The 12,255-nt window shown below is 63.9% G+C and carries 9 protein-coding genes, 1 tRNA gene and 1 pseudogene; 7 read left to right on the forward strand and 4 right to left on the reverse strand.

Going from position 1 to position 12,255, the window contains the following annotated elements:
• Nucleotide 1: 1 nt before the first annotated feature.
• The gene (gene sp36 / locus AC5RV1_RS14185) at nt 2-157 is read right to left on the reverse strand and encodes a Sp36 family protein (RefSeq protein ID WP_003797879.1); all 156 of its coding nucleotides are present in this window, start codon (nt 155-157) and stop codon (nt 2-4) included.
• Nucleotides 158-194: 37 nt separating this feature from the next.
• Between sp36 and AC5RV1_RS14190 the strand changes: the two genes are divergently transcribed.
• The 5 genes from AC5RV1_RS14190 to AC5RV1_RS14210 all read left to right on the forward strand — a co-directional run bounded on the left by AC5RV1_RS14190 (nt 195) and on the right by AC5RV1_RS14210 (nt 7,484).
• Nucleotides 195-2,528, forward strand: coding sequence for a transglycosylase domain-containing protein (locus AC5RV1_RS14190; RefSeq protein WP_493994989.1), 2,334 nt, complete (start codon nt 195-197; stop codon nt 2,526-2,528).
• A gap of 4 nt (nt 2,529-2,532) precedes the next feature.
• Nucleotides 2,533-3,480, forward strand: coding sequence for a metallophosphoesterase (locus tag AC5RV1_RS14195; RefSeq protein WP_493994990.1), 948 nt, complete (start codon nt 2,533-2,535; stop codon nt 3,478-3,480).
• A gap of 211 nt (nt 3,481-3,691) precedes the next feature.
• Complete coding sequence (locus AC5RV1_RS14200) at nt 3,692-5,509, forward strand: ABC transporter ATP-binding protein (RefSeq protein WP_493994991.1); 1,818 nt, start codon at nt 3,692-3,694, stop codon at nt 5,507-5,509.
• A complete protein-coding gene (locus tag AC5RV1_RS14205; protein ID WP_493994992.1) occupies nt 5,506-7,332 on the forward strand; it encodes an ABC transporter ATP-binding protein in 1,827 nt (608 codons plus the stop codon). Before AC5RV1_RS14200 ends, AC5RV1_RS14205 begins: the two co-directional genes overlap by 4 nt.
• 75 nt (nt 7,333-7,407) lie before the next feature.
• Nucleotides 7,408-7,484, forward strand: a tRNA-Pro gene (locus AC5RV1_RS14210).
• 136 nt (nt 7,485-7,620) lie between these two features.
• Here AC5RV1_RS14210 and AC5RV1_RS14215 read toward each other — a convergent pair.
• Nucleotides 7,621-7,839 (reverse strand): hypothetical protein, encoded by a 219-nt coding sequence (locus tag AC5RV1_RS14215; protein WP_493949095.1) that lies wholly within the window; start codon nt 7,837-7,839, stop codon nt 7,621-7,623.
• Nucleotides 7,840-7,967: 128 nt separating this feature from the next.
• Between AC5RV1_RS14215 and AC5RV1_RS14220 the strand changes: the two genes are divergently transcribed.
• Nucleotides 7,968-9,233, forward strand: a complete 1,266-nt coding sequence (locus tag AC5RV1_RS14220; RefSeq protein WP_493949094.1) for a helix-turn-helix domain-containing protein — start codon at nt 7,968-7,970, stop codon at nt 9,231-9,233.
• 48 nt (nt 9,234-9,281) lie between these two features.
• Here the strand turns inward: AC5RV1_RS14220 and AC5RV1_RS14225 are convergent, their stop codons facing one another.
• Nucleotides 9,282-10,220, reverse strand: coding sequence for a phosphoribosylaminoimidazolesuccinocarboxamide synthase (locus AC5RV1_RS14225; RefSeq protein WP_493994993.1), 939 nt, complete (start codon nt 10,218-10,220; stop codon nt 9,282-9,284).
• Between the two features lies 1 nt (nt 10,221).
• Nucleotides 10,222-11,538, reverse strand: coding sequence for a phosphoribosylamine--glycine ligase (gene purD, locus AC5RV1_RS14230; protein WP_493994997.1), 1,317 nt, complete (start codon nt 11,536-11,538; stop codon nt 10,222-10,224).
• Between the two features lie 92 nt (nt 11,539-11,630).
• Here purD and AC5RV1_RS14235 point away from each other — a divergent pair.
• A pseudogene (locus AC5RV1_RS14235) lies at nt 11,631-12,255 on the forward strand (molybdopterin-dependent oxidoreductase); the annotation flags it as partial.

Here is a 12,255-nt window from a genome sequence, read left to right on the forward strand (position 1 = left end):
GCTACTGTTTCTCCCGCTTCAGGTAGGCAACCAGGCCGTTTCCGTCGGGTCCGGGGACTACCTGGACGAGCTCCCAGCCGTCGTCTCCCCACTGGTCCAAAATCTGCTTTGTGGCGTGAATAATGAGCGGAATCGTGGCGTACTCCCATTTGGTCATGAGAGAAAGACTAGTCCTTGCCGGTAAAGTGGAAAACATGGCGACTCGTAAGAACCCATTATTCGACACTGCCACCACCCTCGGAAAGATCCTAGTTTTCCTTGGCGTGAGTGCAATTTGCGGTGTCCTGGTAGCAGGCCTGCTGGTCCCTGCGGCAGCCGTCTCAGGCAGTGCAGCCAGCGGTTCGATCGAGTTCTTCGACACCCTTCCGGCAGAGCTGAAGGTCGATCCGCCCAACCAGACCACCCGGATCCTCGCAGCGGACGGCAGCGAGATCGCCAGCGTCTACAAGGAGAACCGTACCAAGGTCGCCTTGGACCAGATTTCGCCGTTCGTCAAAGAAGCTGTCATCGCAGTCGAGGACAGCCGTTTTTATGACCACGGCGGCGTGGACACCACGGGTATCCTGCGCGCTCTGGTCAGCACTGCGCGCGGTAACAGGCAGGGTGCCTCCACCATCACACAGCAGTATGTGAACAACGTCCTCAACTCCAATCTCGCCGCCGAGGGCCGGGACGAGGACATCAAGCTCAATGGCGTCAACAAGGGTGTGGGCGACAAACTCCGTGAAATGAAGCTGGCCATCGCCCTGGAAAAGGAGTTCAGCAAGGAGCAAATCCTTGAGGGCTACCTGAACATCGTCTTCTTCAACCGCGACGCGTACGGCATTGAAGCCGCATCCCGCTTCTTCTTCAGCACCTCCGCCAAGGACCTCACGCTCCCCCAGGCCGCGCTGCTGGCCGGGCTGGTCAACAGCCCGTCCGCGTTCGACCCCATCAGCAATCCGGAGAATGCCAAGCAGCGCCGCGACCTGGTTCTGAGCCTGATGCTCAATCAGGGCAAAATCACCCAGGCTGATTACGATGCCGCCGTCGCCACTCCGGTGGAGACCAAGGTGACGCAGCCCAAGCAGGGCTGCGCCTACGCTTCAACCGCGCCGTACTTCTGTGACTATGTCCTCCACCTGCTGGAGAACAACCCGGCCTACGGAGCGGACCTTGCAGAGCGGCAACGCCTTATTTACGGCGGCGGCCTGACCATCACCACCACGCTGGATCCGAACGCACAGGCAGCGGCGCAGGAACAGGTCAACGCCTCTGCCGGCGCCAACCCGGACAAGTGGGGCGCGGCAATGGTTTCCGTGCAGCCCAACACCGGCAAGATTGTCTCGATGGCCCAGAACACCACGTTCCTGCCGGCCGAAGGGTCCTTCGACTCGCAGGTGAACTTCAACGTGGACAAGCTGGACAAGGACGGCAACGACCTTAACGGCCTGGGCGGTGCCCAGCCCGGCTCCACCATGAAGCCGTTCACCTTTGCCGAGTGGCTGAATGAGGGCAAGTCCATGAACACGGTGGTGAACGCAGCCCAGCGCCGCTACCCGCTGAACTTCCCGTGGCGCAACACCTGTGGCCAGGTCACCGGTGCCTACAACACCGCCCAGAAGGCACTCGGCGCTGCCGACGACCTACAGAACGCCGAGCCGCAGTGGTACCGGCCCCTGTCCGTGCTTGAGGGCCTCTACAACTCCATCAACACCGTGACCTTCGCCTCCGCCGCTCAACTGGACTTCTGCGGAATCCAGAAGATCGTTGACGCAACGGGACTCCATGGCGGGCTTCCGGCTGACGGCGAACCGAACCCCAAGATCAACATGTCCACGCTGGGCAACCTGCTGGGTTCCACGCAGACCGCCCCGCTGACCATGGCCAGTGCCTTCGCGACGTTCGCCAATGACGGAAAGTACTGCGAGGCCATCGCCGTCACCTCCGTCACGGACCAGACCGGCGCCCAGCTTCCGGCACAGTCCACCAGCTGCCGGGATGCGGTCAAGCCCGAGGTTGCCCGCGGCGTGAACTATGCCCTGCAGGAAGTCCTCAATCGGGGTTCGGGCTCGTTGATCCAGCCCCGGATCTCCACGCGCACCAGCTTCCCGATCGGCGCCAAGACCGGTACGTCCAACAACAACGGCTCCACCTGGGTTGTTGGCCACACCACCGGCCTTGCCACCGCTGCCTGGTTCGGTGACGCCCTGGGCGCCCAGGACCGCTCCGGCCAGAACATCACCGTCAACGGGAAGTTCTACCAGGGCATTGACGGTTACATGATCGCCGGGCCCATGTTCTCCAACTTCATGTCCCGGATCGCGCCTGCCTACGGCACGGAGCCCTTCCCCGCGCCGCCCAGCAACCTGCTGAACGGCGGTGGCGGCGGAACCAATACGCGGACTCCCGCAACCACCGCGCCGAGGGCCACCCAGGCGCCGGCAGCCCCAGCGCCCGCAGCCCCACAGCCCGCGCCCGAGCCGAGCAGCAACGGCAACGGGAACGGGAACGGCAGCGGGAACAACAGCGGGAACAATGACGACTAGCCGGATGTTTTCAACCAGTGCGTTGGCCAGCCGCGCCCGAACCATCGGGCGCGGCTTTGCCGTCACCGCCGGAGCCGGGACCGCAGCGGGTATTGCCGCTTTCGGATATGGCCTGTGGGAGAAGAACCAGTTTGTCCTCCGCGAAGAAACGCTGGACATCCTGCCGCGCGGGCAGGCACCGTTCCGGATCCTGCACCTGAGCGACATTCACTTTGTCCCGGGCCAGAAAAAGAAGGCTGCCTGGCTGGAGTCCCTGGCCGGTCTTGAGCCGGACCTGGTGGTCAATACCGGCGACAACCTCAGTCACGCGAAGGCGGTGGACCCGCTCCTGCAGGCTCTCCGCCCCCTCATGGAGTTCCCCGGCGTTTTTGTCCCGGGCTCCAATGACTACTTCGCGCCCAGTTTGAAGAACCCGGCTTCCTACCTGCTGGGACCCTCCAAGGCCAAGCCCAAACCCACTGTGCTGGACTGGCCGCGGCTGCGTTCGGGCTTCGGCATGAGCGGCTGGGTGGACCTGACCAACCGCCACCAGTCAGTGGTTCTTGAAGGGATCCGCTTCGACTTTTCCGGCGTGGACGATCCGCATTTGAACCGCGAACGCTACGCGGGTTGGCCCCGTGGCACCATCAACCAGAACGCCACCCCCCACTTAAAGGTTGCCGTCATCCACGCTCCTTACCAGCGCGTGCTGGACCACTTCACAGAGGACGGCGCCGACCTCCTGCTCGCGGGCCACACCCACGGCGGCCAACTGTGCCTTCCCGGCTACGGCGCCCTCGTGTCCAACTGCGACCTCCCCACGTGGCGGGCCAAGGGGCTTAATGATTGGCAAAGCAACGGCAGTACGACGCCGGTCAACGTCTCCGGCGGCATCGGCACCTCCCGCTTCGCGCCCGTCCGCATCGCGTGCAAGCCGGAAGCAGTCCTGCTCACCCTCACCTCGCCCAACTGACTCCGCTGCGCTAGAAAGTCCCGTTTCGAAAAGCAGTTTTCCGCAGGTGGACCGTTGGCGCAACGGGATGGTTGAGTAGCGGAAAGCATTGCGAAGAGCAATAACTGGCCAAGCTTCGAATGCGGTCCGGAAGCCTGTGAATCGGCTCACGGCATGGCATAGGGTAGTTGCTACGGGAAACTACATTCGATTTAGAGCTTGAGAAGCGGGCATGGCCAAGCAAACTCCATTTTTTCGATCCATCAGCCGTCTCTACCCACATGTCAGGCCGATCATCCCCCGGCTTCTCCTGGGACTTCTGTGCGCACTCCTGGCCAGCGTTGTTGCCCTGGCCATCCCCCAGGTCCTCCGGGTGCTGATCAATGAATCGCTTGGCCCGGGGGGCACCACGGAAGCCGTGTGGATCTCGGCCGGCCTCATCCTTGTGCTGGGGGTGGCTGAGGCCGGGCTGGTGGCTCTCCGACGGCAGTTCGTTATCAATCCGGCCACCTCCGTTGAGACCCGGATGCGGATTTCGCTGTATGACCACCTGCAGGACCTGACGGTCTCGTTCCATGACCGCTGGGGATCCGGCCAGCTGCTCTCCCGCGCCATGACGGACCTGAACTTCCTGCGCCGCTGGATGGCCTTCGGCGCCATCATGCTGGTGGTTACCACCCTCACGGTGATCATCGGCATTGGCGTGATGTTCGCCATGAGCTGGCAACTGGCCCTCATCTTCCTGGCCGCCGCCGTGCCCATCATGGCCTACAGTTTCCGGTTTCGGACCCGCTTCAGCAGGGTTGCCCGGCGCAGCCAGGACCAGGCGGGCGACCTTGCCACCACCGTGGAGGAATCCGTCCACGGCATCCGCGTCCTCAAGGCCTTTGGCCGCAGCCGGGAAGCCCTCGAAAACTTCGAGGAACAAGCCGAGGAACTGCGCCAGACGGAGATTGACAAGGCACGCCAGCAGGCAACTTTCACCATGGTGGTCACCCTGCTGCCGGAGCTCGCCCTTGGCGCGGGACTCGTGGTGGGCGTGATGCTGTGCGCCAGCGGCCAGCTGAGCATTGGTGCGCTGGTGGCCTTCTTTGCCACCGCAGCCGTCATCGCCTCCCCCGTTGAGTTCTCCGGCATGCTGCTGGCCATGGCACTCACTGCCAAAACCGCCGTCGACCGCCACTTCGAAGTGATGGACTCGGCCAACAGCATCACAAGCCCGCCCGAGCCCCGGCTGCCAGCCCACATCGCTGGTGCCCTCCGCTTCAACAACGCCACCTTCGCCTTCGAGGACGCTCCGGACAAGCCCATCCTGAAGGAGATCAACCTCGACCTCCGCCCCGGTGAAACGATGGCCCTGGTGGGAATCACCGGAAGCGGCAAGAGCGCCCTGATCCAGCTCGTGCCGCGCCTGTACGACGTCACCGACGGCTCCATCACCATCGACGGAGTGGACCTGCGGGACTTTGACGTGGAGGAGCTCCGCCGCATCGTGGCAGTCGCCTTCGAGGACACCACGCTGTTCTCCAATTCGGTGCGAGACAACGTCCTGCTCGGCGCCCCGGTCCGCACTGATGCCGTCCTGGAGGAGGCCCTGGACGTGGCGCAGGCGCACTTTGCCTATTCCCTGCCCGAGGGCCTGGACACCCTCATCGGCGAGGAAGGCCTCAGCCTGTCCGGCGGGCAGCGGCAGCGGATAGCCCTGGCCCGGGCCATTGCCGCCCGCCCGAAGGTGCTGGTGCTGGATGACCCGTTGTCCGCCCTGGACGTCCACACCGAGGAACTCGTGGAAACGCGGCTCCGCGCCGTACTGAAGGACACGACAACGCTGATCGTGGCCCACCGGCCGTCCACAGTTGCTTTGGCGGACCGGGTGGCGCTGCTGGAGGACGGCCGCATCACCGCCGTCGGAACCCATACGGAACTGCTGGCCGGCAACGACCATTACCGCTACGTCATCGCCAGCCTTGACCAGGAACCCCGGGACCTGGACTCCGAGCTGTCGGAGCTCAAAGAAGCGGGTATCCCGGCAGAGGAAGTAACCCGATGAGCACCGCAACGTTTGGCACCGCCAACGAAGACAACGCCCACCTCAGCAAGAGCGACAGCAGGGCCGTACGACGCCGGTCGCTGGCACTGCTGCGCTCCCTCATCCGGCCGGTCCGGCTGCGGTTCTGGCTGACGATAGCCACCGTGGTCCTCTCCCAGGCCGCACGGGTGGCCGGCCCGGCGCTGATCGCCTTCGGCATCGACAACGCGCTGCCCGCCCTGCAGGCCGGAGACAACCTGCCCCTGGTGCTCACCGGCGTCGCGTATCTGCTGGCAGCGATTGCGACGGCGGGACTCACCGCCCTGTACGTAACCTCCACTGCCAAGCTGAGCCAGGCCATGCTGCTGGACCTGCGCCTTCGGGTTTTCCGGCACACCCAGCGGTTGAGCCTTGAATTCCACGAAAAGTACACGTCCGGCCGGATTATTGCCCGGCAAACCTCAGACCTGGAAGCACTCCGCGAGCTCCTGGATTCCGGTGTCAGTTCTTTGGCGTCGGGCATGCTGTTCATGATTTTCACCGCAATAACGGTGTTCGCCCTGGACTGGCGCAGCGGCCTGCTGGTGCTCGCGGCAGGCGTGCCCATGTACTTCCTGGCCCGCTGGTACCAAAAGCACTCCCAGATCGCCTTCCGGGAGTCGCGGGTGGTGTCTGCCCGGCTGATCGTGCACTTCGTGGAGACAATGACCGGGATCCGGGCAGTGAAGGCCTTCCGCAAGGAACGCGAAAACGCCGAACGTTACGGGAAGCTCGCGGAGGACTACAGGCTGGTCACCGTCCGGTCCATCAACCTCAACGGGATCTTCCAACCCGGGCTGGTGCTGATCGGCAACGTCTGCGTCGCCGTGGTCCTGCTCTTCGGCGGATTCCGTGTCCTCACCGGAGATCTTGCGGTAGGTGTGCTGCTGGCCCTCATCCTTTCCACCAAGAGGTTCTTCCAGCCGGTGGACCAGATGGCGATGTTCTACAACTCCTTCCAGAGTGCCCAGGCAGCGCTGGAAAAGGTGTCCGGCCTCCTGGAGGAAGTCCCCACAGTGCGGCCACCCAAGAATCCTGTCGCCCTGAAGAACGCCAGGGGTTCGATCGACTTCAAGAACGTGGAATTCCGCTACGGCGACGGGCCGGTCATCGTTCCCACCCTGAACCTGCACATCCCTGCGGGCCAGACCGTTGCCCTGGTGGGCCAGACCGGAGCCGGGAAATCCACCTTGGCCAAGCTGATAGCCCGCTTCTACGATGTTTCGTCCGGCTCCCTCACGCTGGATGGAGTGGACCTCCGCAACCTCAGCACCACGGACCTGAGACGGAACATCGTGATGGTCACCCAGGAGGCCTTCCTGTTCAGCGGCTCCGTTGCAGAGAACATCGCCCTTGGCCGGCCGGAAGCGTCACGCGCCGAGATCGAGGAAGCGGCCAAGGCCGTGGGCGCGCACGAATTCATCCTTGACCTCCCTGAGGGTTATGACACGGACGTCAACAAGCGCGGCGGCCGGGTGTCATCGGGGCAACGCCAGCTCATCAGCTTTGCCCGGGCGTTCCTGGCCCGCCCCGCCGTGTTGATCCTGGACGAAGCCACATCCTCGCTGGACATCCCCTCGGAGAGGCTGGTGCAGAGCGGCCTGGCCCGGCTGCTGGCAGGCACGGACGCTGCCCGCAGGACGGCCCTGATCATTGCCCACAGGTTGTCCACGGTGGAGACGGCGGACCGGGTGTTGGTGGTCCACGACGGCCGAATTGTGGAGGACGGGTCGCCCGCAGATCTGATCGGCGGCGGCGGACGCTTCGCCGACCTACACGGGGCATGGAAGGACTCGTTGGTCTAGCCGCCCACCCTGACTGCGGATTTCGCATCAGGCACCGGTATCGGCTATTCTTGTAAAGTTGCTTTTGCAGCGGATCGGGATGTAGCGCAGCTTGGTAGCGCGCTTCGTTCGGGACGAAGAGGTCGCAGGTTCAAATCCTGTCATCCCGACCAAATGGAAGAGGGTCTCCTTACGGAGGCCCTCTTTTTGCGTTCCTGGCAGCCTGACTGGATGGACTTCCCAGGGAAAGGGAAAGGCCCCGGAGCAGATGCTCCGGGGCCACCCTCGCCTCCTTAGTTGAGGAAGCTACTAAACCGGGTCAGGCCAGTTGCCCGTGTAGGCGGTGTAGGTGCTGCCGGACTTCTTCTCTTTGACCGGCTGCGATACAGGATCCGGCCAGTTCCCGGTCCTCGCTACAGAGACCTGTTCTGTGTCGGCGATGGAACCTGCAGACAAGACGGCCGGAGCCGCCGCAGAAAACGCCAAGGCCCCAGCCAGCGCGGCTGCCGCTGCAATCTTCTTCAACATATATGTTCCTCAATACGAGTCGGATTCGTTACAAAGCCAGCACTGTCCTTGTTGACATACATTGTAAAATGTTTTCCACAGGGGCTGTCAAGCGCTAAACGGAAACCTGTGAAGAAAGGAGGAATCCCGTGGGCAACGGATTCGGGGAGAAGCTCCGGGCGGAGCGACTCGAGCGGGGGCTTACACAGGCTGAACTGGGCAAAGACCTGTATTCACCCAGCTACATATCTCTACTGGAAACAGGCCGTAGGGAGCCAACAGCGGAGGTCATCGAAGAACTGGCACGCAGGCTGGAACTTGCGCCCAAGGCGTTGGAGGCCTGGAGCCAGCCGATCACCCTCAGCGACGCTGAATACGTTCTGGCCGGGCTGTACGCCCGCCAGGCCTGGGACCTGCGGGACTACCCGCTCGCCGCAAGCCATGCTGCTGCAGCTGCACAGATAGCATTGGACGGAAGAAACACCAGCGCCTGGTGGAACATGAGTTACATGCAGGCCGAGTGCCTGCTGAAGCATGGCGACCTGCTGGAATGCAGGCAGCTGGTGGAAAGGCTGCTCGAGCATCCTATGGCAAAGGAATCGGTGGGTTTGGGCGCGCGTGCCCGCCAGATGCTCGCCGTCGTCTACCAGCGCCAGGGCCAGCTGACGGCTGCCGTGGACCATGCACTGGAAGCCGTCGCCTTCGCCGGGCAGTTACCCAAGGGCTCAATTATCACTGTCGGCGCACTGCGGGCGCTGATCGGCGCGTTGGCTGAAAGTGGCCGCCTTGATGAAGCCTGGAAGTATTGCCAGGAATTGCTGGCGCAGGTAGATGAGGACGCCATGTCTCAACTTGCCGGCGAGGTGGCCTGGGTCATCGGCAACGTGGCGTTCATGCGGCACGATTACGTCGAAGGCGTCAAGCACCACGAACGGGCCGCGAAACTGCTGTCACCGGCAAACGATATTGAGTTGTGGGCCCGTTTCAACAAGGCTTCCGCAGCGGTACGGCTGTCGTCCGGAATAGTGGAACCTGAAACGCTTTCGTCCATCGAGCGGGCTGAGCTTGCCTTTTCAATCGTCAGTGGAACCAAGAGTGATGAGCTGGAGGTCGCCTTTATCCGCGCCCGCTGGCTGTACCTGACCGGCGACATTGTTGCCGCAGTGGAGAAGCTCCGGGAAATCCACGCCGAGCGCGAGGCCCTTGCCAAGCACACGGCAGGAGAAGTTTCCCTCCTCCTGGGCAAGTCGCTGAAGGCGGCCGGCGAGTCGGACGAAGCCCTGGTGTACCTCGAGGAAGCCCAGAAGGCCTTCAGTGCGGCAGGAGCAGCAGACCGCGTCCAGCAGGCACTGGACGCGGTCCTGGAAATAAAACTGGCCCAAAAGCGGGCAGCTGCTGCCACGGCGGCCAGTTAGCAGCACACGATTCGCCGGGAGCAGCTGGGGCTCCGTCAGGCGACGGTATCAGGCGAAGGTTTTTCCGGTCAGTTTCTCGTAGGCCTCAACGTAGCGGCTGCGGGTACGTGCGATGACCTCTTCCGGAAGCGCCGGCGGAGGCGTATCGGAAGCCCTGTCCCAGCCCGATTCGGCCGATGTCAGCCAGTCCCGGACGTACTGCTTGTCGTAGGAAGGCTGTGCCTGTCCCGGCTGGTAAGTAGCAGCGTCCCAGAACCGTGAGGAATCCGGGGTGAGCACCTCATCACCCAAGGTGATGGAGCCAGAGACGGCGTCGTAGCCAAACTCCACCTTGGTGTCGGCCAGGATGATGCCACGCTCCCGGGCAACCGCTTCCGCCGTCGTATAGATCTGCAGGGTGAGGTCTCTCAGCCGGGCAGCGATATCGTCACCAACCATGGCCACGACGGCGTCATAGGTAATGTTTTCGTCATGCTCACCCACTTCCGCTTTGGCCGACGGGGTGAAGATGGCCTGTTCCAGCCGCGAGCCGTCCACCAGGCCCTCGGGCAGCGGAATGCTGCATACCGTCCCGGACGACCGGTACTCCTGCAGCCCGGAGCCCGCAAGGTAGCCGCGGGCGATGCACTCCACGGGAAACATGTCCAGCTTCTTGCAGATCATTGCGCGGCCTTCGACGGCCTCGGGCACACCGTCCGCCACCGTGGAGCCCAGCACGTGGTGCTCCACATCCAGCTGGTCAAACCACCACAGGCTCAGCTGCGTGAGGATGCGTCCCTTGTCGGGGATCTCGCTCGTGAGGACATGGTCGAACGCGCTGATGCGGTCACTGGCCACCACCAGCACGCAATCCTGGCCTACGCGCTGCAGGATGGACTCGTCGGCCGGTTCGTAAAGGTCACGGACCTTGCCGGAGTAGACGTGCGTCCAGCCCGGCAGGTCCAAGGTCCTGGCGTTGAAACCGCGTGCTGCAGGATTGTCGCTCATGCTAGGCCTTCGCTTTCGTCACAGGCAGGGAACTGGTCGATGCGGACGGGACCTTGATCTCGCCACGGGCAGCCTTGCCACCGATGTCACTGCGGAACTGCGAGCCTTCCAGCTGGACCAGCTCCACGCCGTCGTACGCTTTTTCGCGTGCCTCCACCAGGTCGCTGCCGAGTGCGACAACCGCGAGCACCCGGCCACCGGCGGAAACCACCTTGCCGTACTCGTCAAAGGAGGTGCCAGCGTGGATCACGTGCACGCCCTCCAGCTCCTCCACCTTTTTCAGCCCGCGGATGCGGTCGCCGGTGCGCGGAGTGTCAGGGTAATTTTCGGACGCTACGACGACCGCGACTGCCGTTTCCTTCGCCCAACGCAGTTCTTCTGCCTTGTCCAGTTCGCCCTTGGCGGCTGCCAGGAGCAGGGCACCGAGGGGTGTCTTGAGCCGGGCCAACACGGCCTGGGTTTCCGGGTCACCGAAGCGGACGTTGAATTCGATGACGCGGGTGCCGCGCGAGGTCAGCGCCAGCCCCACGAACAGTACGCCAACAAAGGGGGTTCCGCGGCGGGCCATCTCGTTGACCGTGGGCTGGGCCACGCGGTCAATCACTTCCTGGACAAGGCCTGCCGGCGCCCATTCCAGTGGGGTGTAAGCGCCCATGCCGCCGGTGTTGGGTCCTTCGTCGTTATCGAAGATGCGCTTGAAGTCCTGGGCCGGTGAGAGGGGCACGGTGTTCTGGCCGTCGCAGAGGACAAAAACGGAAACCTCGGGGCCGTCCAGGAACTCCTCGATCACCACCGAGCCGCCGGCGTCGAAGCAGGACTGTGCGTGGGCCAGGGCTTCGTCGCGGTTCCTGGTGACCACCACCCCCTTGCCGGCGGCGAGCCCGTCGTCCTTCACCACGTAGGGCGCACCGAAGGTGTCCAGGGCTGAGGCGGCTTCGTCGGCGTTGGTGGCGACCATGGCCATGGCCGTGGGCACACCGGCCTCGGCCATGATTTCCTTGGCGAATGCCTTGGAGGCTTCGAGCTGAGCGGCCGCTTTGCTGGGGCCGAACACCGGGATGCCTGCTGCGCGCACGGCGTCGGAAACGCCAGCTGCGAGCGGCGCCTCCGGGCCCACGACCACAAGGTCCACAGTGAGCTTCGTGGCCAGGGCGGCTACGGCGTCGGGATCATTGCCGTTGATCTTATGGGTGGGGACCAGCTTGCTGATGCCGGCATTGCCGGGAGCTGCATGGACCTCGGACACGTTGGGGTCGGCGAGCAGGGAGCGGACAATGGCGTGTTCGCGGCCTCCGGGGCCGATGACGAGTACCTTCACAGTCTCCAAGGGTACTTTGTGCACCCTGCCCCCTCCTAAGCTGTGTCAGCTCCGGAAACAATCCCCGGCCCGCTCCGCTCCGAACCTATGTCATGAAAATGCTTCGGAATTGGCTCAAGGGTCCCACCGCAATGGCCGCGCTGGCAGGCGTGGTGGCTGCCGCCGTCGTCCTTGCCGTGGCTGAGCTGGTTGGAGCGTTTTTTACTGCCCGCGCCACACCCGTTCTCGCGCTGGGGTCCACCTTCATCGATTTCACGCCGTCGTGGCTGAAGGACTTTGCGATCGCTACGTTCGGCACCAATGACAAAGCCGCCCTCTTTGTTGGCATGGCGCTGACCATTGGCGCCCTTGCCTGCGTGCTGGGCGTGGTGGCGTACCGCCGGTGGGCGCTGGGCGTTCTGGGCGTCCTGTTTATGGGTACGGTCATCGTGGCCAGCGTGGTGACCCGGGCAGGTGTGGATCCGGTGGACGCCATCCCGTCAGTGCTGGGGACCCTCGCGGGCCTGGCGGCCCTGCGGTTCCTGGTCGCCCCGCTGTGGACGGTGAAAGCCTGGCCTGAAGCCCCCGCCGACGTTGCCGGCGACACGCCGCACCCGGGGACAAGCCGCCGTCGCTTCTTTGCCGCGGCCGGGATCACTGCCACCGCTGCGGGCATTGCCGCCACGGGCGGCCGCCTCCTGAGTGCCGCGCGCAGCAACATCGCCAAGGCGCGGGAGG

This window comes from Arthrobacter sp. Hb9-2, from assembly GCF_059091165.1.